The organism is Rhodoferax sp., assembly GCF_039922535.1.
Classification (GTDB): Bacteria; Pseudomonadota; Gammaproteobacteria; order Burkholderiales; family Burkholderiaceae_C; genus Rhodoferax_B.
This window is the reverse complement of the sequence record NZ_JBDTEM010000221.1, coordinates 1-22,314: the sequence shown is the minus strand read 5'-3', so window position 1 is coordinate 22,314 and position 22,314 is coordinate 1. Positions and strand designations below refer to the sequence as shown.

Here is a 22,314-nt window from a genome sequence, read left to right as displayed (position 1 = left end):
TGTTCCTTGTTTTGCCTACCAGCGCTTGCCAGACTGGTTTTCCAGCAAGGGCTTTACCCGCGCTGAAATCGCTTCCCGGGCCCGGAAAATGCGCGACCGCACCGTACCAATCGGGCACTGCATCATTTCTGCAATGTCCTCGTAGCTCATGCCTTCGATCTCACGCAAGGTCACAGCCTGGCGCAAATCCTCGGGCAGCGCCTCCAGGGCGACATTGACTGCGTTCGATATTTGCTTGGCTGCCAGCACCGTGTCCGGGGTGTCGGGACTGGTTGGTTCATTCTTTCGGTAGTAAGTTTCATCCTCGTCATCAGAAGGTCGCATTGCAGCCTCGGATACGGTGGGATCGCGCTTGAAATCCATCAAAGTCTTCTTGGCGGTATTGATGGCGATACGGTACAGCCAGGTATAGAACTGCGCATCACCCCGAAATTTAGGCAGGGCGCGGTAGGCCCGGATGAAGGTTTCCTGGGCGATGTCTTCCACCAGGTCAACATCGCGCACCATGCGCCCAATCAGGCGCTGGATGCGACGCTGGTACTTGACCACCAGCAGGCCATAAGCCCGCTGGTCGCCCGCCACCGTGCGCTCGACCAGCATCAGGTCGCTATCGGTGGCCGTAGCCGGAGTGGTCAAGAGAGGAGGAGGTAGTGCAGTCATGGTTCAGATCCGAGCGCACTAGGGGTGTCATTTGGGGGTCTGGCGGGCGAATATACCGCACGGCGCAGGCTGCGCCAGTGCGCGGGCTGGCTTGCCCGTTCAGCCCAGCACCACAGTGGTCGCCCCGCACCAGGGCGCAGGCACAGCAGCAAGTAGTGCTGCAGATCTAAATGGACGCTGACATGCACCGCGCAAGCCACGTCCTTGGAGTTCCAGAACCATTGCTGACCGTCCCAGCGCAGGGCCGCCGCCGGTGTTTTCCACCAGCCAAAAATGGCCAGCAGCCCCGCACCCACCACGGCCAGCGCCGCTACGCCCTGCCGCCAACCCCACACGTCCACTTGCCAGCACCAGCCCGCCACGGTGGCCGCGCCCAACAGCCACAGCGCAGCCTGCGCCCCGGCCTGAAAACGCGAACGCCCCACCGGATAGGTCACCGGTGGGGCGTTATGCATTGGAATCGTGCGCTCAGGATCGGCTCAACTTTCATGGCTTTAGCGGCAGAGGCGCCACGGAGCCATGCAAGTTGCTTCACATTACACGCGCTTGAACACCAACGTTCCGTTGGTGCCGCCAAAGCCAAAATTGTTCTTCACCGCCACGTCGATCTGCATGTCCCGGGCCGTGTTGGCGCAGAAGTCCAGGTCACATTCCGGGTCTTGGTTAAAGATGTTGATGGTGGGTGGGCTTTTTTGGTGGTGCAGCGCCAGTACGGTGAAAACGCTTTCAATGCCACCTGCGCCGCCCAGCAAATGGCCGGTCATGGACTTGGTGGAATTGACCACCAGCTTCTTGGCGTGGTCGCCGAACGCCAGCTTGATGGCATTGGTCTCGTTCGCGTCACCCAGCGGCGTGGAGGTGCCATGGGCGTTCAGGTAGTCCACCTGGTCAGGGTTGACACCGGCGTTCTTCAAGGCCATCTGCATGGAGCGGCGGGGACCGTCCACGTTGGGAGCCGTCATGTGAAAACCGTCGCCGCTCAGGCCAAAGCCGACGATTTCGGCGTAAATCTTGGCACCGCGCGCCTTGGCGTGTTCGTATTCTTCGATCACCAGCACGCCTGCGCCTTCGCCCAGCACAAAGCCGTCGCGGTCTTTGTCCCAAGGGCGGGAAGCGGTGGCGGGATCGTCATTGCGGGTGCTCAGGGCACGGGCTGCGGCAAAGCCACCCAAACCCAGTGGTGACATGGTGGATTCGGCGCCGCCGGCCACCATCACGTCGCAATCACCGTACTCGATCATGCGGGCCGATTGGCCGATGGCATGCAGGCCGGTGGTGCAGGCGGTAGCGATGGCGATGTTCGGGCCTTTGAAGCCAAATTTGATCGACACGTGGCCCGAAATCATGTTGATGATCGAGGCCGGTACAAAAAATGGGGAAATGCGCCGCGCGCCCCGGCTGGTGAACTCGGCATGCGTCTGCTCGATCATCGGCAAACCGCCGATGCCGGAGCCGATGTTGCAGCCTATGCGCGTGGCTTCTTCAGGGTCCAGCGCGTCGCCGGTGGCCAAACCGGAGTCGGCCACGGCTTCGATCGCCGCCGCCAGCCCGAGGTGGATGAAGCGGTCCATGTGGCGCGCTTCTTTCTCTGGGATCAGGGCGGTGATATCAAAGCCTTTGACTTCGCCGCCAAACTTGCATGCGAAAGGGCTGGCATCAAACGACTTGATCAAGTCAATGCCCGATTGACCGGCCAGCAAAGCCGACCATGCATCGGCCACAGTGTTACCTACGGGGCTGACGCAACCTAAACCTGTGACGACGACACGACGGGACATAAATGTATGGGGTGTAGTGGGCAGCGCGAAGCTGCAGAAAACGGCACCGGGTGCCGCTTGTGCCTTCTGGTATCGACTGGCCGCATCTACACGGGGTGGCGCACTGCCAGTCGATGCAGAAGCGGATTAGCCTTTGGGGTGGCTGGTCGCGTAGTCGATCGCGTTTTGCACGGTGGTGATCTTCTCGGCATCTTCGTCCGGGATTTCGATGCCAAACTCATCTTCCAGTGCCATCACCAGTTCAACGGTGTCCAACGAGTCTGCGCCCAGATCGGCCACAAAAGACTTTTCGCTGGTGACTTGGGCTTCTTCCACACCCAGTTGTTCGGCAATAATTTTTTTAACGCGTGCTTCGATATCGCTCATAGTTCCCTCTGAGGGTTGTAAAAGAATCCGTGATTTTAGCCGGGCTGCAGAAGATCCCCTGCCCAGACTGCCGTACGGATAGAACGGCTGGATTTTGTGTGACTTAGTAGCTTGACTGCCGCCACTGGGTGGCTACATGTACATACCGCCGTTGACGTGCAACTCCTGGCCCGTCACGTAGCCCGCCTGGGGCGATGCCAGATAGGCCACCGCATGCGCCACATCGGCGGGCAAGCCCAGCTGGCCCAAGGGAATCTGTGCCAGCAGGGCTTTGTGCTGCGCTTCGGGCAGGCTGGCGGTCATGTCGGTGTTGATAAAGCCAGGGGCCACGCAGTTGACCGTGATGTTGCGTGAACCGAGTTCGCGCGCCAAGGCCCGGGTCATGCCCGCCACACCGGCCTTGGCGGCCGCGTAATTGGCCTGGCCCGGATTGCCCGAGGCACCCACTACCGAAGTGATGCTGATGATGCGACCATAGCGCTGTTTCATCATGGTTCGCATCACCGCGCGGCTCATGCGGAACACGGCCTTCAAATTGGTGTCCAGCACATCATCCCAGTCGCTGTCTTTCATGCGCATGGCCAGTGTGTCGCGGGTGATACCAGCGTTGTTGACCAGCACCTGCAAGCCGCCAAACTCTTTGGTAATGCCGTCGATGACCGCCTCGGCCTCGGCCAGGTCGTTGACATCCAGCTTCTTGCCGCTGCAACCAGGAAAGGCCGCCAGCGCTTGGGTGATGGCGGCCGCACCGGCATCGCTAGTAGCCGTGCCAATGACCGTCAGGCCGCGTTGCGCCAATTCCAGCGCGATGGCCGCACCGATGCCGCGCGAAGCACCTGTCACCAGGGCCACCTGGCCTGCAAATTCAGTGGCGCTCATTCGGCGGCTCCCAAAAGATGGGACTGGACCTCGGCCATGCTGGCGGGGTCAAACAAAGGCAGGCCGACCAGACCCGCATCGATACGCTTGACCATTCCGGCCAGCACCTTGCCAGGGCCGCATTCGACCAAGGTGGTCACACCGCGGGCCTTGATGGCGGCCACGCACTCGACCCAGCGCACCGGGCCGAAAGCCTGGCGCACCAGGGCATCGCGGATGCGGTCGGCATCGGACTCCACCGCCACATCAATATTGTTGACCACCGGGATTTGCGGCGCGGCAAACACGGTTTGCGCCAGTTTCTCACGCAGCTTCATGGCGGCTGGCTGCATCAGGCTGGAATGGAACGGGGCCGACACTGGCAAAGGCAGGGCGCGCTTGGCACCGCTGGCTTTGAGGACCTCGCAGGCTTTTTCGACCGCAGCCTTGCTGCCCGCAATCACGGTCTGGCCAGGGTCGTTGAAGTTCACCGCTTCCACCACCTCGCCAGAAAATTCAGTGCCTGAAGCACGCATGGTGCCAGTCACATCTGCACAGCATGATATTACTTTAGTAGCATCCAGCCCCAAGATTGCGGCCATGGCACCGACACCCACCGGCACCGCGTCTTGCATGGCCTGGGCCCGAAAGCGCACCAGGGGTGCGGCCTGCGCCAAGCTCAGCACACCAGAAGCCACCAGCGCAGAATATTCGCCCAGCGAATGGCCCGCCACCACAGCAGGCGCTGCGCCGGTTTCGGCCATCCAGGCCCGGTAGGCAGCGACTGCCGCCACCAGCATCACCGGCTGGGTGTTGGTGGTCAGAGCCAACGCTTCCTTGGGGCCGCCTTTGATCAGCAGGGCTACGTCTTCGCCCAGTGCATCGGAGGCTTCTTGCAGGGTTTGGCGTACCACGGGGTGGTCGCCCCAGGCATCGAGCATGCCGACGGACTGGGAACCCTGGCCGGGAAAGATAAAAGCGAAATGGTTCATGGATTTTATGGGTCAAAAATGCCGCTAGCGCTTATAAAGCCTGCGCAAAATGCTACAAATTAAGCAGCACTGCACCCCAGGTAAACCCGCCGCCCACACCTTCAAGCATGAGGGTTTGGCCTTTTTTGATTTTGCCGCTGCGCACACCGGCGTCCAGCGCCAGGGGAATCGATGCAGCCGAGGTGTTGCCATGCTGGTCCACGGTCACGATGACCTTGTCCATCGATATCTTGAGCCGCTTGGCGGTGCTTTGCATGATGCGGATATTGGCCTGGTGCGGAATCAGCCAGTCGATATCGTCGTGGGTTTTGCCCGCCTTGGCCAAGGCGGCGCGGGCGGCTTCTTCTAGCACACCGACCGCCAGCTTGAACACTGCGGGACCGTCCATGATCAACATGGCATTGCCCACCACCGTACCGCCTGAAACTTGGCCGGGCACGCACAAAATACCCACGTGCTTGCCATCGGCATGCAGGTCGCTGGCCAAAATACCCGGTGTATCCGAGGCTTCCAGCACCACAGCTCCCGCGCCATCGCCAAACAGCACACAAGTGGTGCGGTCAGAGAAATCCAAAATGCGCGAGAACACCTCGGCCCCGATCACCAGCGCCTTGCGGGCCGTGCCGGTGCGTATCATCGCGTCGGCCACCGTCAGGGCATACACAAAACCGCTGCACACAGCCTGTACATCAAACGCTGGACAGCCGTGGATGCCGAGTTTGTTTTGCACGATGCAGGCGGCCGAGGGGAAGACCATGTCCGGTGTGGACGTAGCGACGATGATCAGGTCGATGTCCTGGGCCTGGACACCGGCTGCCTCTAGGGCGTGCCGAGCGGCATGCACCGCCAGGTCACTGCAAGCGACATCGGCATCGGCGAAATGGCGGGCCCGGATGCCGGTGCGCTCCACGATCCAGTCGTCTGAAGTTTCCACGCCTTTGGCAGCCAGCTCGGCCACCAAATCGGCGTTGGTCAATCGACGGGGAGGGAGATAGCTACCGGTGCCGGTGATGCGGGAATAAAGTCTCGTCATGCGCTCATGGTTGCGGTCGTGTCCGGTGCATTGGCCGCAGATACCGCCAAAAGCGGCGCTGCGTGCGCAATGCGGGCCTGGACACGGTCCAGCAGGTTGTTTCGGGCTGCATCATACGCCCGGTGCAATGCCTGCTCAAACGCAAACGCGTCGGCCGAGCCATGGCTCTTGAACACCAAACCACGCAGACCCAACAAGGCCGCGCCGTTGTAGCGCCGATGGTCCATGCGTTTTTTAAGCGCCGTTAACACCGGAGTAGCGAGCAATGCCGTAAATTTGGTGAAAATATTGCGCGAGAACTCAGCGCGCAAAAAGTTGACGATCATGTTGGCCAGGCCTTCGCTGGTTTTCAGCGCCACATTGCCCACAAAACCATCGCACACAATGATGTCGGTGGTGCCCACAAAAATATCGTTTCCTTCGACGTTGCCGTAGAAGTTCAGGTCGCCCGCACGCGCAGCCGCGCGCAGCAATTCGCCTGACAGCTTGATGGTCTCGTTGCCCTTGATGGCTTCTTCGCCAATATTCAGCAAACCGACCGTGGGGTTCTCGTTGTCGCTGAGTACCGACACCAAGGCTGAGCCCATCACCGCAAACTGCAGCAAATGCTCTGCCGTGCAATCCACGTTGGCACCGAGGTCGAGCACCGTGGTGGCGCCACCCTTGGCGTTGGGAATTTGCCCGGCAATGGCGGGGCGGTCGATGCCGTCCAGGGTTTTGAGCAGATAGCGGGCAATCGCCATCAAGGCCCCGGTATTGCCTGCCGACACCGCCGCCTGGGCTGCGCCGAGCTTGACCTGGCTGATCGCCACGCGCATGGAAGAATCTTTTTTCTTGCGCAGGGCGATTTCAATCGAGTCGTCCATCCCCACCACCTCGCTGGCCGCCACCATCTGGGCGCGCGGGTGCACAAAGCTTGCGAGGCTGGCAGGCAAACCTACCAATAGCAGCGAAACTTCGGGGGTGTTGTCCAGAAAATGGCGGCAGGCCGGCAGCGTGACGCTGGGGCCGTGGTCGCCACCCATGCAATCCACAGCAAGTGTGATCATGGCGTAGCAGCGCCCAGCGGGGCGCAAAGGCTGGAGAGTGCAAACATCAAAGCAAAGGCCCGTGGCTACGGGTTACGTAGCACCGGGCCCTGGATGGTGAGCGCAGATCAGGCTTCAGATTTGTTCTTCAGCACCTGGCGGCCACGGTAGAAACCGTTGGGGCTGATATGGTGGCGCAGGTGGGTTTCACCGGTGGTGGATTCCACTGCGATACCGGGCACGTTCAGTGCGTTGTGCGAACGGTGCATACCGCGCTTGGAAGGGGACTTTTTGTTCTGTTGGACGGCCATGGTCGGCTCCTAAGTTAAATGCGTTTAAAGCTAAACGCTAAAAGATTAGACAATTCACGAGAGGCCACTCAACTTTGAAGTCAAAATGCTCAAAGCCTTTTCGCGCTAAGCCTTAGATTATAGCCCAAGCTTGCGTAGCTGCGCCAGCCTCTAATCCGCGCCCTCGCCACGCAGCTTAGCCAGCGCGGCAAACGGATGGGGCTTTTCAGACAAGGCGGCCTCAAAAGCCGGGTCCACCACCTCCAACGTGACCTCTACCGGGCACACGTCGTGGCGCGGCACCAGGGGGATTTCCATCAACAGCTCATCTTCGACCAAAGTGGCAAGATCGAACGCAGGATCGAGCGCCAGAATGTCTTCTTCGGACTCGTCGTCCAGTGCGGCAGCGGTTTCTTCATCGGCGACAAAGCGGAACGAGCGGTCTACCGCCAAAGGGATGTGGATCGGGGTCAGGCAGCGCTGGCAGGTCATGGGCAAGCAGATATCTGCCTGGATGTGCAGCCAGATTTCAGGCTCACCGCTGGACACGGGACGCAACTCGCCTTGGGCGCCCCAATTCACAGCCAAATCGGCCTCTGGTGCAGAAGCCTCCTGCGCAAGTCGCTCGTATTTTGGTAGCAAATCTTGGGCTGTGCGGGTGCCCGCCGCCTGCGCAAAGGCGCGAACGTCCAGGGGGGTAGAAGCAATCTCGGTTTTCATGGGCACAGTGTAAGAGAATCCTCGAATGCACTCCCCTTTGCCCTCCCCTCCTCCCCGTGCCCTGGTTTTAGGCTCGACTTCGCGCTACCGCCGTGAGCTGTTGGAACGACTGCGCATCCCTTTCGAAGTCGCCGCGCCAGATGTGGATGAAACCCCGTTGCCCGGTGAATTGCCGCAGGATCTGGCCCTGCGCCTGTCGCTGGCCAAAGCCCGGGCTGTGGCCACCCGTTTTCCACAGGCGATCGTTATCGGCTCCGACCAGGTGGCGGATTTGCATGGTGAGCCGCTGGGCAAGCCGGGAAACCACGCCAACGCCGTGGCGCAATTGCGCCGGATGCGTGGCCACACCGTCGTGTTCCAGACCGCGCTGTCGGTGGTCTGCCTGGAAACCGGCTTTGCCCAAAGCGCGCTGGCCCCGGTGCAGGTGCTGTTTCGCGACCTCAGCGATGCCGAAATCGAAGCCTACCTGCGGGCCGAGCAGCCCTATGACTGCGCCGGCAGCGCCAAAAGCGAGGGCTTGGGTATCAGCCTGCTGGACAGTATCTACAGCGACGACCCCACCGCCCTCATCGGCCTGCCGCTGATCCGCACCTGCCAGTTGCTGCGCGCCGCCGGAGTAGTGCTGCTATGAGCCTCGGAAAACTCTACCTGGTCCCTGCACCGTTGGACTTTGGCTGCGCAAGCTTGACACCTCTTGAAGACGTGATGCCCATGGGCACGTTGCGTGTGGCCGCCCGCCTGCAGCACTGGGTCTGTGAAAACGCCAAGACCACCCGCGCCTACCTGAAGCGGGTGGATGCACTGGTGCCCTTGGCGCAGTCCATCCAGACCTTGCAGATCCAGGAACTGCCGCGCGAAGTGCATAAAAAAGGCGACCACGGTGGCAACTTCGATGCCAAACCCTTGCTGGCCGCCGCGCTACAAGGGTTTGACATTGGGCTGGTCAGTGAAGCGGGCATGCCTGCGGTGGCCGACCCGGGTTCGTCGGTGGTGCGCGCCGCACACGAGCTGGGGCTAGAGGTGGTGGTGCTGGTGGGCCCCGTATCGCTGCTGCTGGCGCTGGCCGCCAGCGGTTTGAACGGGCAGAATTTTGCGTTTGTGGGCTATGTACCCCAGGCCGAACCAGAACGCGGCCAGAAAATCCGCGAACTGGAAGCCCTGGCACTGAAAACCGGGCAGACCCAGATTTTTATTGAAACACCCTACCGCAACGCGTCCCTGCTGCAGGGACTGCTACAAACTCTGCAGCAAAACACCCGCCTGGCGGTCAGCAGCGGGATGACCCTGGCAGAGCCCCGTACGGTGAGCGACACCGTCAAAGGCTGGCGGCAAAAAAACAAGGCGGGTCTGGTCACTGACCAGCCCGCCGTGTTCGCCATTGGACGCTAAGGGACGCGGATTAACGCAGCGCGGGAATGTTCTTTAAAGCCCGCACCGAGCCTTCGCCAATCGCCGCACCGAAGCGCTTGGCCAAACGTTCGGCCACGTTTTCGCGGCGGGTGTAGTCCACCAGCTCTTCGGCCTTGACGACCTCGCGGGCCACGTAATCCAGGTTGCCCAGGTGGTCGGCCAGGCCCATTTCCACCGCTTGCTGCCCGCTCCAGAACAAGCCGCTGAAGGTTTCCGGGGTTTCTTTCAGGCGTTTGCCACGTCCGGCCTTGACCGCGTCGATGAACTGCGTGTGGATCTGGTCCAGCATGCTCTGGGCGTAGGCCCGTTGTTTCTCGGTTTGCGGGCTGAATGGGTCCAGAAAGCCCTTGTTTTCACCGGCGGTCAGCAAGCGGCGCTCCACGCCCAGCTTGTCCATCAAGCCGGTGAAGCCAAAGCCGTCCATCAGTACACCAATGCTGCCGACGATGCTGGCCTTGTCAACAAAAATCTGGTCGGTTGCCACCGCTATGTAGTAGGCCGCCGAGGCGCAGCTTTCTTCCACCACGGCGTAGACCGGCTTGTTGTATTTCTTCTTGAGGCGCCAGATTTCGTCATTGATGATGCCGGCCTGCACCGGGCTACCGCCGGGCGAGTTGATCAGCAGCACCACGGCTTGCGCCCCCTCGTCCTCGAAGGCGCTGCGCATGGCCGCTACGACAAATTCGGCCCCGGCATCGGCACCAGCGGCGATTTCACCCTTGATTTCAACCACAGCGGTGTGTGCCGTGGTTTTGTCGGTGCTGGGCGTGGTGCGCGACAGGCCAATCCAGCCCGCAACCACCAAACAGACCAGCCAAGCCAAGCGGACGAAATTGCGCCAGCGCCGGGCAGATTTTTGCTCGGCCAGCGCCGCAAAAGCCAGTTTTTCCAGGGTCGCGCGCTCCCAGCCCGGGGTATCGGTGGGGCTACGGCCCGCTGTGCCCCCAGAACCTCGCTCAGGCGGCACGGGGGCGGGGGGTTCGCCAGGAAGAATCGGGTCGGTCATGGTTAAAACTCAACAGGTTGCAATTGCGCCCGAGTATGCCAGTGCACCACCCCGCTGGACTCGGACAGGGCAATCTTCACCAGCCCGCCACGGCAAGGGCCTCCACCGCAGTCGCCGGTATCTGGCCGATAAGCCGCGCCGTGGGTAGCGCATAGCAACCATTCACCGGAATCGTCAAAGATGCGGTTCGGCTGGTAGTCCAGCTCCATGGGCACGTGGGTGCAGCGGTTCAGGTAGGCATGGGCCTGCCCGTTGTAGCGGATGGCAAAGGCACGGCAGGTCTCGCCCAAATAGGCCACATCAAACGGCACAGCATCGCCGCCGTCGCTCAGGTCCGCCGTGTTGCACAGGGGTATTTCTTGCATGGTGTCCAAGCTCCCAAAATCAGCCATGCGCCAGCAGCCAGGCATGCAGTTCGGCCACCGAATGCGCCACAAAACGCGGCTTGAGTGCCGCAAACGCCTCCGTGGTGTGCGCGCCGTAGCCCACGCCCACGCTGGCGCAGCCTGCATTGACGGCCATTTGCAGGTCGTGCGTGGTGTCGCCCACCATCAGGGTGCGCTCAGGCGACACGCCAAATTCGCGCATCAGCTCATGCAGCATGCGCGGGTGCGGCTTGCCCTGGGTTTCGTCTGCAGTGCGGGAGCCGTCAAAGAGGCCCTGCAGCTCCACCGCTTGCAAGGTCTCGTCCAAACCACGGCGCGACTTGCCCGTAGCCACCGCCAGGCAGTGCTGGCGGGCCTTGAGCGCGGCCAGCATGGGCAGCACCCCGGCAAACAAGCTGATGTCATGCTGGTGCACCAGATAGTGGTGGCTAAAGCGCGCGCCCAGTTCCGCGTGCTGGGAAGCGGGCACATCGGGCGCCGCATGGGCCAGGGCGGGGATCAGGTCCATGCCGATCACGTACGAGGCCGCAGCATCGCTGGGCACGGTGCCGCCCACGTCGCGCACCGCCTCCTGGATGCTGCGGGTGATGATGGCCGTGGAATCGAACAGCGTGCCGTCCCAATCGAAGGCGATCAAATCAAATTGGCGGGCCTGGCTAACGCCCATACACGTCTTCAAAGCGGACGATATCGTCCTCGCCCAGGTAGCTGCCCGACTGCACTTCGATCATTTCCAGCTCGACCCGGCCGGGGTTCTCCAGCCGGTGGGTGGTGCCCAGCGGGATGTAGGTGGATTCGTTTTCGGTGACCAAAAAGGTTTCCTCGCCTTTGGTGACCTTGGCGGTGCCGGACACCACGATCCAGTGCTCGGCGCGGTGGTGGTGCATCTGCAGCGACAGCGTACCGCCGGGCTTGACCACAATGCGCTTGACCTGGAAACGTGCGCCGTTGTCCACGCTGTCGTACCAGCCCCAGGGGCGGAACACCTTGCGGTGCAGCTGGCCCTCGGAGCGCCCCTGCTTCTTGAGGCTTTCGACGATCTTTTTCACGTCCTGGGTTTTATCCTTATGGGCCACCAGAATCGCGTCAGCGGTTTCCACCACCACGATGTCGTCCACGCCCACGCAGGCGATCAGGCGGCCTTCGGACAGAGCCAGGGTGTTGCGGCAGTCGTGCAGTAGCACGTCACCCTGGGCCACATTGCCCGCGTCGTCCTTGGGCAGCACCTGCCACAGCGCGTCCCAGGCACCTACGTCGGACCAGCCCGCCGCCAGCGGAATCACCACGCCAGGCGGCAAACCGGCCTGGCCGGAGGCGATGCGCTCCATCACCGCGTAGTCGATAGAGTCGCTGGGGCAGGCGGAAAACAGCTCTTTGCCGACGCGCACAAATTCGCCGTCGGTGCTGCCTGCGTCCCAGGCAGTCTGGCAGGCGGCCAGGATGTCGGCGCGGCACACGGCCATCGCCGCCAGCCAGACCGAGGCCTTGACCATGAACAGCCCACTGTTCCAGGAATACGTGCCGGCGTCCAGATAGCTTTGCGCCGTGGCCTGGTCGGGCTTTTCGACGAACCTGGCGATGGTGGATGCACCGGCATCGCCGTACAAGGCGCCCGACTGGATGTAGCCGTAACCCGTTTCGGGGCTGTCGGGCGTGATGCCAAAGGTGACCACCGCCCCCTCTGCTGCCAATAACGCACCTTGGCGCACCACGGCCTGGAAGGCGGGCTTGTCTACGATCACGTGGTCGGCCGGCATCACCAGCAATACCGGATCGGTGCCGTCACGCAATGCGGCCAGCGCAGCCAAAGTCAAGGCGGGTGCGGTGTTGCGGCCCGTGGGCTCCAGCACGATGCTGCCGGGCTGGCCCATCAGGCGCAGTTGCTCGGCGATGACGAAGCGGTACTCCTCGTTGCACACCACCATGGGCGCGGCCAGCGTGCCCAGGCCCAGCCCCTCGACCCGGCGTACCGTGGCCTGCAGCAGCGAGTCGTCGCCAATCAGCGGCAACAGTTGCTTGGGGTACTTTTCACGCGACAAAGGCCATAGGCGGGTGCCGGAGCCACCAGAAAGCACAACGGGTTGGATCAGCATAAAACTCCAAAAGGTAAAAAAACCAAGGGCCTGAGAACGGATTCACAGGCTATTGGTTTTTATTATTGCAGAGCAACATGGCGCATTGCAGCGCCAACACAGGGTTTTAGCCCGTATTGCGCAGCGCCGCCGCAATACCGTTGATAGAAATGTGGATACCAATCTGCACCCGCTCGTCGCCCTGCCCGGCCCGGTAGCGCCGCACCAGCTCGACCTGCAGGTGGTGCAGCGGGTCGATGTACGGGAAACGGTGGCGGATGGAGCGCTGCAACGAAGCATTGCCCGACAAACGGTGCTTCTCGCCAGTGATCTGACTCAGCGCGTTGGCGGTGCGGTGCCACTCGGCTTCGATGCTGGCAAAAATGCGCTTGCGCAGCTTGGCATCGCTCACCAGTTCGGCATAGCGCGAGGCCAGGGCCAGGTCGCTCTTGGCCAGGACCATGTCCATATTACTCAGCAAGGTGCTGAAGAACGGCCACTGGCGGTACATTTTTTGTAGCACGGCCAGAGCGTCCTTCTTGCCTGCAGGGCCGTTTTCGTTCAAAAATTCCTCTACCGCCGAACCAAAGCCGAACCAGCCTGGCAGGGTCAAACGGCACTGGCCCCAGCTAAAGCCCCAGGGAATGGCGCGCAAGTCTTCGATCTTTTGCGAGGGCTTGCGGGCGGCGGGGCGTGAGCCGATGTTCAGCTCGGCAATCTCGCGCAGCGGCGTGGATTCAAAAAAGTAAGTGGTGAAACCCGGGGTTTCGTACACCAGCGCCCGGTAGGCGGCCATGCTGGCGGTAGACAGCTGCGCTGCCGTCTTCAAGAAAGCCGGGGTGGCGGACTTGGTGGGCTGCAGCAACGTGGCTTCCAGGGTGGCGGCCACCAGGGTTTCCAGGTTGCGGCGGCCAATCTCAGGGTTGGCGTATTTGGAGCCGATGACTTCACCCTGCTCGGTCAGGCGGATCTGGCCGCGCACCGTGCCGGGAGGCTGGGCCAAAATGGCCTGGTAGCTCGGGCCACCGCCACGCCCCACTGTGCCGCCCCGGCCGTGGAACATGCGCAAGGTGATGTTGTGGCTATTAGCAAGTTGGTCAAATAGATCGACCAGCGCAATCTCGGCGCGGTACAACTCCCAGTTGCTGGTGAAGATGCCGCCGTCCTTGTTGCTGTCGCTATAACCCAGCATGATGTCTTGCTCGGCCCCGCTGCGCTGCACCAGCTCGGCCATGTCTGGCAGGGCGTAAAACTCGCGCATGATGGGCGCGGCGTTGCGCAAATCTTCAATGGTTTCAAACAAAGGCACCACGATCAAATCGGCAATGGCCTTGTTGTCCAGCGTGCGGTGCATCAGGCCGACTTCTTTTTGCAGCAGCAGCACTTCCAGCAAATCGCTCACCGTCTCGGTGTGGCTAATGATGTAGTGGCGGATGGCCTGCGCGCCATAGCGGGCGCGGGACTCGCGGGCCGCCTCGAAAATCGCGATTTCCTTGCAGGTGTGCTCGGAATAGCTGGCCCCCACCACGCGCAGCGGGCGCGCGTCATTGAGCAAGCCCATCAGCAGCGTACGCTTAGCCATTTCGTCCAGGGCGGAGTAATCGGCCTGGATGCGGGCCGTAGCCAGCAGTTCGGCCACCACTTCTTCGTGCTTGTCCGAGCTTTGGCGCAAGTCCACCGTGGCCAGATGGAAGCCAAACACTTCCACCGCACGGATCAATGGGTGCAGGCGCTCGGCCGCCAAGCTGGCACCGTGGTTGGCCAGCAAAGAGGCTTCGATGGTGCGCAGATCGGCCAGAAAATCTTCGGCCAGCAGATAGGCATTTTGCGGCGCGACGGCGTGGCGGGCGGCATCGCCCCCGGTCAGGCCCTTCAGGGTGGCGGCCAGGCGGGCGTAGATGCCGGTCAGGGCCAGGCGGTAGGGTTCGTCCTTGCGGTGCACATTGGTGTCGGGCGAGCTGGCGGCCAGCGCCTGCATGGCGGGGGTCATGCCTACCAGGCCGGCCGACAACGACAGCTCACCGCCCAGGTAATGGACCTCGGTCAGGTAGTGGCGCAGGGCCACGTCGGCCTGGCGGCGCAACGCGTACTCCAGCGTTTGGGCCGATACATTGGGGTTGCCGTCGCGGTCGCCGCCAATCCATTGGCCCATGCGCAAGAAGCTGTGCACCGGGTGTTCGCCCAAAGCGCCTTCCAGGTCGGCGTAGATCTTGGGAATCTCGCGCAGAAAGGTCGATTCGTAGTAGCTCAGCGCGTTTTCGATCTCGTCGGCCACGGTCAGCTTGTTCATGCGCAGCAGCCGGGTTTGCCACAGCTGCATGACGCGGGCCCGTAACTGCGCCTCGTTGGTAGCCAGTTCGCGCGGTGCCAAGGCATCTTTGGTGGTGCCGACCAGGGTGCGCTCGCGCAGGGTGTCGCGCACCGTCAGCAGCCGGGCGATGTCGCGCTCGGCATCCAGAATGCTCTTGCGCTAAACTTCGGTGGGGTGGGCGGTGAGCACCGGGGACACGTAGGCGTGGGCCAGGGTCTGCGCTATGGTTTTGGGCGCTATTCCCGCCCAGCGCAAGCGCGACAGCGCCACTTCGATGCTGCCTTCTTGGGTGTCGCCCGCACGCTCGTGCACGGCCCGGCGGCGGATGTGGTGGCGGTCCTCGGCCAGATTGGCCAGATGGCTGAAATAGGTGAATGCGCGCATCACGCTCACGGTTTGGTCGCCGGTCAGCGCCTTGAGCAGCTTTTTCAGCGCCTTGTCGGCCTCGGCATCGGCATCACGGCGGAAGGCCACAGAAAGCTTGCGCACCTGCTCGACAAGCTCAAACGCAGCCACACCTTCTTGCTCACGGATCACATCACCCAGAATGCGGCCCAGCAGGCGGATATCTTCTACCAGAGGCCGTTCGTTCGCCTTGTCACGGCTGGCAGACCGTGCCGCTGCGGGAGCTACCTTAGTGGCAGCGGCCTTGCTAGGATGGGCCTTGGCTACGGCCGTTTTGGCGGCTTTGGGGGCGCTGGGAGAATCTGCCGTGGTCATGCGTGGACTTCCTAAAAGTGCTTAAAAGGGTGGGGCAAACCCCATGCTAGCATCCAACTCCCCCTGAAATGCCGCCAATTTCTTCTAAAGATTACCAACAGGTTACCGGTTTGAGCGCCCCATCCTTGCACACCATGCACATCACCATCGCCACCCGCGAGAGCCGTCTGGCCCTCTGGCAGGCCGAACACGTCCAGTCCTTGCTACAGCAACGCGGTCACACCGTCACCCTGCTGGGCATGACCACGCGCGGCGACCAAATTCTGGACCGCTCGCTGAGCAAGGTCGGCGGCAAAGGCCTGTTTGTGAAAGAGCTGGAAGTGGCGCTGGACGAAGGCCGCGCCGACATCGCCGTGCACTCGCTGAAAGACGTGCCCATGGACCTGCCCGAAGGCTTTGCCCTGGCCTGCGTGCTGGAGCGCGAAGACCCCAGCGATGCCTTTGTGTCCAACCGCTACGCCACCCTGGCCGATGTGCCGCAGGGCGGCGTGGTCGGCACCTCCAGCTTGCGCCGCACCGTGCTGCTACGCGCCCTGCGTCCCGACCTGCAGATTGCACCGCTACGCGGCAACCTGGACACCCGCTTGCGCAAGCTCGACGAAGGCCAGTTCGATGCCATCGTACTGGCCAGCGCCGGGCTGCTGCGCCTGGGCCTGCCCGAACGCATCCGCAGCCGCTTTGCGGCCACGGACATGCTTCCAGCCGCTGGCCAAGGCGCTTTGGGCATCGAAATCCGCGCCGACCGGGCCGACCTGGTGGCCGCGCTGGCCCCGCTGGCCCACGCCGCCACCTGGCAGGCCGTGGCCGCCGAGCGCGCCGTCAGCCGCAGCATGGGCGGTAGTTGCTCGATGCCGCTGGCCGCGTTTGCCACCTGGGTCAACGGTCAATTGGTGATAAATGCCGCCTGGGGTGATGCCGAACAGCCCGCGCCGCTGGTCACCGCCCGCGCCCAGGCCGCTATTTCCGATCCGACCGATCTGGCCAGCGCCACCGCCCTGGGCGAACAGGTGGCGGCGCAGTTGCGGGCAGGTGGTGCCGTCTAGCGTGGTCCAGGTCGTCGTCACCCGGCCCGCGCAAGATGCCCAGCGCTGGGTGTGCGAGCTATCAGCACAAGGACTGCAGGCCATCGCCCTGCCCTTGATCGCCATCGCACCTGCCGCCAACGCGCTGCCGGTGCAGCAAGCTTGGCAAAACATGGCTAACTACCAGGCGGCCATGTTCGTCAGTGGCAATGCCGTCAGCCATTTTTATGCATCAAATTGGCCTCTAGCGCAGGATATATCTGCGCTAGAAGCTATCAATACCAGAGCATGGGCTACCGGGCCCGGCACCGTGGCGGCACTGCACCAGGCGGGTGTGGCAGCCACGCAGATCGACGCGCCGGATGCGGCGGCAGGCCAGTTCGACTCCGAAGCCTTGTGGCACATCGTCGCCCGCCAGGTGCGAGCGGGTAGCCGCATCCTGGTGGTGCGCGGCAGCGACCACACGGGTGAGGCGGCAGGGCGCAGCTGGCTGGCCGAGCAACTGGCTGCTGCCGGTGCCCAACTCGATACCGTGGTGGCCTATGAGCGCCGCATGCCTTTGTTCAGCCCCGACCAGCGCCGCCAGGCCCAGCAGGCCTGTGCGGACGGCAGCGTCTGGCTGTTCAGCAGCTCCGAGGCCATCGCGCACTTGCAAACCCTGCTGCCCGGCCAGGATTTCCGCGCCGCCCGCGCCGTGGCCACCCATGGCCGTATCGCGCAGGCCGCCCGGAGTGCGGGTTTTGGTGTTGTTTGCGAGTCACGTCCTCTGCTGGCCGACATAGTGGCCTCGATAGAATCGCTGGCATGAATGCCGAGCTGCCCCCCGAAAATTCCGTTCCGCCCCCCCCGGCAGTGCCCCCTAGCGCCAAGGGTTCCGGGATGCTGACCCTGGTGGCAGGGGGCGTGGCCGTACTGGCCCTGGTCAGCAGCGGCATGCTGTGGCAAAAGCTCAGCCATATCCAAGAACAACTGGCCCGCCAAAGCGCCGATGCCGGTGCCCAGGCGGTCGAAGCCCGCACCATCGCCCACCAGGCCCAGGACCAGGCCCGCGACATTGCCGCCCGCCAGGCCGTCACCGATGCCCGTGTCAGCGAAACCACCCTGCAACGCAGCCAGCTCGAAGACCTGATGCAAAGCCTGTCGCGCTCGCGTGACGAAAACCTGGTCGTTGATATCGAATCCGCCGTACGGCTGGCCCAACAGCAGGCCCAGCTCACCGGCAGCATCGAACCCCTGCTGGCCGCCCTGAAAAGCGCCGACGACCGCGTCACCCGCGCCGCCCAGCCGCGCCTGGCCCCGCTGCAGCGCGCCATCGCCCACGACACCGACCGCATCAAGGCCGTCACCACCACCGACACCCCGGGCCTGCTGGTCAAGCTGGACGAACTGGTTCGGCAAGTAGATGAGTTGCCCACCGTCAACGCCGTAGTGGCCGCCTCTGCCGTCGGGGTAGGCATAACCGCGCCCCCGCTGGCTGCCGAATGGTGGCAGCGCGCGCTGGACGTCGTACACCAGGAAGCCCGCAAGCTGCTGCGCGTCAGCCGCATCGAACAGCCCGAGGCCGCCCTGCTGTCGCCCGAACAAAGCTTCTTTCTGCGCGAAAACCTCAAGCTCAAGCTGCTCAATGCTCGCCTGGGCCTGCTGGCCCGCCAGCTCGCCTCCGCCCGCGCCGACCTGAACGCCGCCGCCGCCGCGCTGAACAAATATTTCGACCCCGCCTCGCGCAAAACCCAGGCCATGGCGACCCTGCTGCTGGAAGTACAGGGCCGGATGAAGGCCGTGGAACTACCGCAGGTCGATGAAACCCTGGCCGCCTTGGCTACAGCCGCGGCGGGTAGATAAGCGATGCGCGCAATTGCTTGGCTCCTGGCCCTGTTTGGCGTGGCGGTGGCAGTCGCCCTGCTGGCAGGTAACAACCAAAGCACCGTCACCGTGTTCTGGCCGCCGTACCGGGTCGATTTATCGCTGAACCTGGTGCTGCTGCTCACCGTGGCGACCTTCATCGCCTTGCACCTGGCCTTGAAGGCCTTGTCGGCCCTGTTCGCCATGCCACAGCAGGCCCAGCGTTGGCGGCTGCAGCAAAAGGAGCGGGCCACCCATTCCGCGTTGCTGGATGCGTTCTCGCACCTGCTGGCCGGGCGTTTTCTGCGGGCCCGCAAGGCCGCCGAAGTGGCCCTGCGCCAAGAGCAGGCGCTGCTGGCCAGCGGCCACCCCCTGGCCCACGGCGACAAGCTGCGCGCCCTGGCCCACCTGGTCACCGCCGAAAGCGGCCATTCGCTGCAAGACAAAGCCACCCGTGACAGCCACCTGCAGCAAGCACTGGACAGCACCGCCCAGCGCAACACCGTGGAAACCCAGGAAACCCGCGAAGGCGTACAACTGCGCGCCGCCCACTGGGCACTGGCCGACCGCGATGCCGATGCTGCCATGCAATGGCTGGATGCCCTGCCCCAAGGCGCGGCCCGCCGCACCCTGGCCCTGCGCGTGCGCCTCAAAGCCACCCGGTTGGCGCGCCAGACCCTGCCCGCGCTGGAAACCGCCCGCCTGCTGGCAAAACACCGGGCCTTCTCGCCCGCCGCCGCGCAAAGCATTCTGCGCGGCCTGGCGCTGGAGTTGCTCAATACCGCCTACGACCCGGCCCAATTGCAACGCGCCTGGGCCGAACTGGACCCGGCCGAGCGCCTGATGCCCGAGGTGGCCATCCAGGCCGCCCAGCGCCTGGTGACATTACAAGGCGACACCGCCCTGGCCCGGATCTGGCTGCTACCCATCTGGGAACAAATGGTGGCCCACCCCGAACAGGAGCACGCCTTTGGTACCAAGCTGGTGCGGGCGCTGGAGGCCGGGTTCTCCGCCACCGACAGCCCGGCCGACCTGCCCTGGCTGCACCGCATCGAAGCCGCCCAGCAGCGCAACCCGCGCGATGCCCGCCTGCAGTACCTGGCCGGCATGGCCTGCCTGCGCCACCAGCTGTGGGGCAAGGCCCAGCAACTGCTGGCGCAATCGGTCCACCAGTTGGAAGACAACGGCCTGCAGCGCAGCGCCTGGCGCGCCCTGGCCGACCTGGCCGAACAGCGTGGCGACACGGCGGCTGCACAGGCGGCCTACAAGCAAGTCGCTGGGCTATAGGCACACCCCCGAGGCTGCCGTGCCTCGCATCTTTTGCCAAACCCCTTTCAGGGGGCAACACCCGCAGTCCCGCTCAGCCAGTTCTATAGTGTTTCTGGTGGGCTGGCGTTCCGTCACTTGGGCTGGGATAAATACCTGAATTTCGGCTTATTTTCAAGGCTTAAATAGGCCGTTGGCGCAGTAGCTACGTGCACAAGAAGCTACAAAAAGCATAGTTAAAAATAGTAGCAAAAAATACCCCGATACCCCAAAAAAAATGGACCCGAAGGTCCATTTTTTGATTGCCAGGTCAGTGGCTTAGAACGGCAAGTCCATCTTGCCTAGGTCGCGCTTAGTTTCCACCATCACCAGCGGCTCCGCCTGGATGGGCGCTACCGCAGGACGTACGCGCGGTACATGCGCCACGATGGGCTCGGCGGCAATCGCGGCCTGCACGGCTGCAACACGCTCGGGGCTAGTGCCGACCCACTGCAGACCGGAGTTCTGGGCCAATTGGTCCAGTTCGGCGGTCGGCAGGGCAAACACGGGCTTGGGTGCCACCACCGGTGCGGCCACTACCGCTGCGACGGGCGCTGCCACAGGTTCTGCGGCAACCGGTGCGACGACCTCGGCCACCACGGCAGCGATAGTGGCTGCGGGTGCCGCCACCGGCTCTGCCACCACCGGTGCAGCGCGCTCCACCAGGGACTCGGCTTGCGGCTGTACGTCCGACTCCACCGGGTTGGGCACAAACGCAGCGGGCTCACCGGCGTTGTCACGCGGCGCACGCTCCTTGCGGTCGCGGCCATAACGGTCACGCGAACGCTTTTCGCGGCGCTGGGGCTCTTCGCCTTCAGGACGGGCTTCGTCGGTGCGCTCAGCAGATGGCTGAGCTACATCTTCGGCTTCAGCCTGGTCCGCTACGGACTGGGCGGCGCTGGCCTGGGCCGCTGCGAAATACGACGGACGCTCGGGGCGCTCGGCGGGTTCACGGTCCATGCGGGACTCGCGCTCGGCACGCGGTTCGCGGGGCTCGCGTTCGGCACGCGGCTCGCGCTCGGGACGGGGGGCACGAGCGGCTTCGGCCACAGCTTCACCATTGGCTTCAGGCTGGGCTTCGCGGGGTTCACGCAGGTCAGGACGGGGCTCGTCCTGGCGGTCACGGCCTTGTGCAGGGGCACCGTCTTCACGCGGGCCACGGCCACCACGGCCACCGCGGGGGCTGCGTTCGCCACGCTCGCCACCGGCGGCGTTGCGGGACGTGCGCTCTGGACGCGCCTCGGAGCCACCGACTTCAACGTTAGCGGCTGCGTCATTCACAGCGCCTTCGCCACCCATGGCTTGGGCATCCACATCAGAACGCTCGCGCGCTCCCTGTGGACGCTCGCCACGGCCACGGCCACCCCGGCTGCCGCGGCCTTGGGTTTCGCCATCGGCACGCGGTGCGTCATTGCGGTCTGGGCGCTCGGCCCGTTCCGGACGGTCTGCCGCATTGCGCGGAGCACGTTCTGGGCGGGCTTCCTGGCCATCACGGGGTTCGCGTGTGTCACGGCCTTCGGCGTTGCGGGGTCCACGGTTGCGGCCTTGGCCCTCACCACGGTCGGTACGGCCTTCGGGCGCTTCATCGCGTCCGCCACGGCCATTGCGGCCACCGCGGCTGGCACCGTCGCCACGCGGGTTACGGGGTTCGCGCTTGTCGTCGGACTTGGCGGCTACGGGTGCAGGTGCGGCAACGGGCGGGGCCACCACCACAGGCGCGGGGGCAGCACCAAACAGGTTTTTCAGCCAGCCGAAAAAGCTGGTTTCCACCGGAGCGGCCACGGGCGCAGGGGCGGCGACGGGGGCCACCACAGGCGCGGGGGCCACGGCCTTGGGCACGGCTTGCGGTGCGGGTGCATCTGGCAGCACGCCCTTGATCACCGGGGTTTGCTTGTTGGTGGGCTCTTGCGAGCGGCGCGTGACCGAGGTGGCTTCGTCCATCACGTCGGCCATTTTGTAGCTGGCTTCGATGTGGTCCAGGCGCGGGTCGTCGTGCTTCAGGCGCTCCAGCTTGTAGTTAGGCGTTTCCAGCGTCTTGTTGGGCACCATCAGCACGTTGATGCGCTGTTTGAGCTCGATCTTGGCGATTTCGGTGCGCTTCTCGTTCAGCAGGAACGAAGCGACATCCACTGGCACCTGGCACATCACCGAAGCGGTGTTGTCCTTGAGAGACTCTTCCTGGATGATGCGCAGAATTTGCAGCGCGCTGGATTCGGTGTCGCGGATATGGCCAGAACCACCGCAGCGTGGGCAAGGAATCGAAGCCCCCTCGCTGAGCGCCGGGCGCAGGCGTTGGCGGCTCATTTCCATCAGGCCGAACTTGCTGATGGTGCCGAACTGCACGCGGGCGCGGTCTTGGCGCAGCGCGTCGCGCAGGCGGTTTTCCACGTCGCGGCGGTTGCGCGACTCTTCCATGTCGATAAAGTCGATCACGATCAGGCCACCCAAATCGCGCAGACGCATCTGGCGGGCCACTTCTTCGGCGGCTTCCAGATTCGTGCGGGTAGCGGTTTCT

General features: G+C 63.5%; 21 protein-coding genes and 1 pseudogene. 6 read left to right on the top strand and 16 right to left on the bottom strand.

All coding sequences use genetic code 11. The features are described 5' to 3' along the window. Positions 1–15 precede the first annotated feature (15 nt). The 10 genes from rpoE to ABI213_RS10560 all read right to left on the bottom strand — a co-directional run bounded on the left by rpoE (position 16) and on the right by ABI213_RS10560 (position 7,725). A complete protein-coding gene (gene rpoE, locus ABI213_RS10605; RefSeq protein ID WP_348007878.1) occupies positions 16–660 on the bottom strand; it encodes an RNA polymerase sigma factor RpoE in 645 nt (214 codons plus the stop codon). Continuing rightward, positions 657–1,115, bottom strand: coding sequence for a hypothetical protein (locus ABI213_RS10600; protein ID WP_348007879.1), 459 nt, complete (start codon positions 1,113–1,115; stop codon positions 657–659). Before ABI213_RS10600 ends, rpoE begins: the two co-directional genes overlap by 4 nt. Before the next feature lie 81 nt (positions 1,116–1,196). Next, positions 1,197–2,438, bottom strand: a complete 1,242-nt coding sequence (gene fabF / locus ABI213_RS10595; RefSeq protein ID WP_348007880.1) for a beta-ketoacyl-ACP synthase II — start codon at positions 2,436–2,438, stop codon at positions 1,197–1,199. Positions 2,439–2,564: 126 nt separating this feature from the next. Beyond that, on the bottom strand, positions 2,565–2,804 hold the full coding sequence (gene acpP / locus ABI213_RS10590; RefSeq protein WP_295955453.1) for an acyl carrier protein: 240 nt from the start codon (positions 2,802–2,804) through the stop codon (positions 2,565–2,567). Between the two features lie 132 nt (positions 2,805–2,936). After that, on the bottom strand, positions 2,937–3,683 hold the full coding sequence (fabG, locus tag ABI213_RS10585) for a 3-oxoacyl-ACP reductase FabG (RefSeq protein ID WP_348007881.1): 747 nt from the start codon (positions 3,681–3,683) through the stop codon (positions 2,937–2,939). Continuing rightward, positions 3,680–4,654: an ACP S-malonyltransferase gene (gene fabD, locus ABI213_RS10580; RefSeq protein ID WP_348007882.1), complete on the bottom strand. Its 975-nt coding sequence runs from the start codon at positions 4,652–4,654 to the stop codon at positions 3,680–3,682. Before fabD ends, fabG begins: the two co-directional genes overlap by 4 nt. Before the next feature lie 52 nt (positions 4,655–4,706). Continuing rightward, positions 4,707–5,687, bottom strand: coding sequence for a beta-ketoacyl-ACP synthase III (locus ABI213_RS10575; RefSeq protein ID WP_348007883.1), 981 nt, complete (start codon positions 5,685–5,687; stop codon positions 4,707–4,709). Further along, positions 5,684–6,736, bottom strand: coding sequence for a phosphate acyltransferase PlsX (plsX, locus tag ABI213_RS10570; RefSeq protein WP_348007884.1), 1,053 nt, complete (start codon positions 6,734–6,736; stop codon positions 5,684–5,686). Before plsX ends, ABI213_RS10575 begins: the two co-directional genes overlap by 4 nt. Before the next feature lie 107 nt (positions 6,737–6,843). Continuing rightward, positions 6,844–7,026: a 50S ribosomal protein L32 gene (gene rpmF, locus ABI213_RS10565; protein ID WP_295955448.1), complete on the bottom strand. Its 183-nt coding sequence runs from the start codon at positions 7,024–7,026 to the stop codon at positions 6,844–6,846. A gap of 150 nt (positions 7,027–7,176) precedes the next feature. Further along, positions 7,177–7,725: a YceD family protein gene (locus tag ABI213_RS10560; RefSeq protein WP_348007885.1), complete on the bottom strand. Its 549-nt coding sequence runs from the start codon at positions 7,723–7,725 to the stop codon at positions 7,177–7,179. 25 nt (positions 7,726–7,750) lie between these two features. Between ABI213_RS10560 and ABI213_RS10555 the strand changes: the two genes are divergently transcribed. Both ABI213_RS10555 and ABI213_RS10550 read left to right on the top strand, forming a co-directional pair. Further along, positions 7,751–8,356: a Maf family nucleotide pyrophosphatase gene (locus ABI213_RS10555; protein ID WP_348007886.1), complete on the top strand. Its 606-nt coding sequence runs from the start codon at positions 7,751–7,753 to the stop codon at positions 8,354–8,356. Next, positions 8,353–9,114, top strand: a complete 762-nt coding sequence (locus ABI213_RS10550; RefSeq protein WP_348007887.1) for an SAM-dependent methyltransferase — start codon at positions 8,353–8,355, stop codon at positions 9,112–9,114. The genes ABI213_RS10555 and ABI213_RS10550 overlap by 4 nt, the downstream gene beginning before the upstream one ends. 10 nt (positions 9,115–9,124) lie before the next feature. On the opposite strand, the gene ABI213_RS10545 is transcribed toward ABI213_RS10550, so the two are convergent. The 5 genes and pseudogenes from ABI213_RS10545 to ppc all read right to left on the bottom strand — a co-directional run bounded on the left by ABI213_RS10545 (position 9,125) and on the right by ppc (position 15,630). Then, positions 9,125–10,141 (bottom strand): S49 family peptidase, encoded by a 1,017-nt coding sequence (locus ABI213_RS10545; RefSeq protein WP_348007888.1) that lies wholly within the window; start codon positions 10,139–10,141, stop codon positions 9,125–9,127. A 2-nt stretch (positions 10,142–10,143) separates the two neighbouring features. Further along, positions 10,144–10,506, bottom strand: coding sequence for a Rieske 2Fe-2S domain-containing protein (locus ABI213_RS10540; protein ID WP_348007889.1), 363 nt, complete (start codon positions 10,504–10,506; stop codon positions 10,144–10,146). A 19-nt stretch (positions 10,507–10,525) separates the two neighbouring features. Continuing rightward, positions 10,526–11,194 carry an HAD-IA family hydrolase gene (locus ABI213_RS10535; protein WP_348007890.1) on the bottom strand — a complete coding sequence of 223 codons (669 nt, stop codon included), beginning with the start codon at positions 11,192–11,194 and terminating at the stop codon, positions 10,526–10,528. Beyond that, the gene (locus ABI213_RS10530) at positions 11,184–12,620 is read right to left on the bottom strand and encodes a mannose-1-phosphate guanylyltransferase/mannose-6-phosphate isomerase (protein ID WP_348026983.1); all 1,437 of its coding nucleotides are present in this window, start codon (positions 12,618–12,620) and stop codon (positions 11,184–11,186) included. Before ABI213_RS10530 ends, ABI213_RS10535 begins: the two co-directional genes overlap by 11 nt. A 106-nt stretch (positions 12,621–12,726) precedes the next feature. Next, positions 12,727–15,630 (bottom strand): annotated as a pseudogene (gene ppc / locus ABI213_RS10525) (phosphoenolpyruvate carboxylase). A gap of 134 nt (positions 15,631–15,764) precedes the next feature. On the opposite strand from ppc, the gene hemC reads away from it, so the two are divergent. Genes hemC through ABI213_RS10505 form a run of 4 tightly spaced genes read left to right on the top strand, consistent with a single transcriptional unit; the run spans position 15,765 to position 19,781 of the window. Beyond that, on the top strand, positions 15,765–16,673 hold the full coding sequence (hemC, locus tag ABI213_RS10520; RefSeq protein ID WP_348006416.1) for a hydroxymethylbilane synthase: 909 nt from the start codon (positions 15,765–15,767) through the stop codon (positions 16,671–16,673). A gap of 1 nt (position 16,674) precedes the next feature. Continuing rightward, positions 16,675–17,460: a uroporphyrinogen-III synthase gene (locus ABI213_RS10515; protein ID WP_348006413.1), complete on the top strand. Its 786-nt coding sequence runs from the start codon at positions 16,675–16,677 to the stop codon at positions 17,458–17,460. Further along, positions 17,457–18,494 carry a uroporphyrinogen-III C-methyltransferase gene (locus ABI213_RS10510; RefSeq protein ID WP_348006412.1) on the top strand — a complete coding sequence of 346 codons (1,038 nt, stop codon included), beginning with the start codon at positions 17,457–17,459 and terminating at the stop codon, positions 18,492–18,494. Before ABI213_RS10515 ends, ABI213_RS10510 begins: the two co-directional genes overlap by 4 nt. 3 nt (positions 18,495–18,497) lie before the next feature. Further along, positions 18,498–19,781, top strand: a complete 1,284-nt coding sequence (locus tag ABI213_RS10505; RefSeq protein WP_348006411.1) for a heme biosynthesis HemY N-terminal domain-containing protein — start codon at positions 18,498–18,500, stop codon at positions 19,779–19,781. A gap of 297 nt (positions 19,782–20,078) precedes the next feature. Here ABI213_RS10505 and ABI213_RS10500 read toward each other — a convergent pair. Beyond that, positions 20,079–22,314: ribonuclease E/G (locus ABI213_RS10500; RefSeq protein ID WP_348026981.1), on the bottom strand; the 2,236-nt coding region annotated here is incomplete at its 5' end.

Excerpts from the sequence above, each read along its gene's own strand:
- ABI213_RS10535 (WP_348007890.1), bottom strand. The coding sequence starts at position 11,194 with ATGGGCGTTAGCCAGGCCCGCCAATTTGATTTGATCGCCTTCGATTGG.
- ABI213_RS10540 (WP_348007889.1), bottom strand. The coding sequence starts at position 10,506 with ATGCAAGAAATACCCCTGTGCAACACGGCGGACCTGAGCGACGGCGGC.
- fabF (WP_348007880.1), bottom strand. The coding sequence starts at position 2,438 with ATGTCCCGTCGTGTCGTCGTCACAGGTTTAGGTTGCGTCAGCCCCGTA.
- rpmF (WP_295955448.1), bottom strand. The coding sequence starts at position 7,026 with ATGGCCGTCCAACAGAACAAAAAGTCCCCTTCCAAGCGCGGTATGCAC.
- fabD (WP_348007882.1), bottom strand. The coding sequence starts at position 4,654 with ATGAACCATTTCGCTTTTATCTTTCCCGGCCAGGGTTCCCAGTCCGTC.
- ABI213_RS10505 (WP_348006411.1), top strand. The coding sequence starts at position 18,498 with ATGCGCGCAATTGCTTGGCTCCTGGCCCTGTTTGGCGTGGCGGTGGCA.
- ABI213_RS10510 (WP_348006412.1), top strand. The coding sequence starts at position 17,457 with ATGAATGCCGAGCTGCCCCCCGAAAATTCCGTTCCGCCCCCCCCGGCA.
- fabG (WP_348007881.1), bottom strand. The coding sequence starts at position 3,683 with ATGAGCGCCACTGAATTTGCAGGCCAGGTGGCCCTGGTGACAGGTGCT.
- rpoE (WP_348007878.1), bottom strand. The coding sequence starts at position 660 with ATGACTGCACTACCTCCTCCTCTCTTGACCACTCCGGCTACGGCCACC.
- ABI213_RS10550 (WP_348007887.1), top strand. The coding sequence starts at position 8,353 with ATGAGCCTCGGAAAACTCTACCTGGTCCCTGCACCGTTGGACTTTGGC.
- ABI213_RS10600 (WP_348007879.1), bottom strand. The coding sequence starts at position 1,115 with ATGCATAACGCCCCACCGGTGACCTATCCGGTGGGGCGTTCGCGTTTT.
- acpP (WP_295955453.1), bottom strand. The coding sequence starts at position 2,804 with ATGAGCGATATCGAAGCACGCGTTAAAAAAATTATTGCCGAACAACTG.
- ABI213_RS10560 (WP_348007885.1), bottom strand. The coding sequence starts at position 7,725 with ATGAAAACCGAGATTGCTTCTACCCCCCTGGACGTTCGCGCCTTTGCG.
- hemC (WP_348006416.1), top strand. The coding sequence starts at position 15,765 with ATGCACATCACCATCGCCACCCGCGAGAGCCGTCTGGCCCTCTGGCAG.
- ABI213_RS10575 (WP_348007883.1), bottom strand. The coding sequence starts at position 5,687 with ATGACGAGACTTTATTCCCGCATCACCGGCACCGGTAGCTATCTCCCT.
- ABI213_RS10545 (WP_348007888.1), bottom strand. The coding sequence starts at position 10,141 with ATGACCGACCCGATTCTTCCTGGCGAACCCCCCGCCCCCGTGCCGCCT.
- ABI213_RS10530 (WP_348026983.1), bottom strand. The coding sequence starts at position 12,620 with ATGCTGATCCAACCCGTTGTGCTTTCTGGTGGCTCCGGCACCCGCCTA.
- plsX (WP_348007884.1), bottom strand. The coding sequence starts at position 6,736 with ATGATCACACTTGCTGTGGATTGCATGGGTGGCGACCACGGCCCCAGC.
- ABI213_RS10555 (WP_348007886.1), top strand. The coding sequence starts at position 7,751 with ATGCACTCCCCTTTGCCCTCCCCTCCTCCCCGTGCCCTGGTTTTAGGC.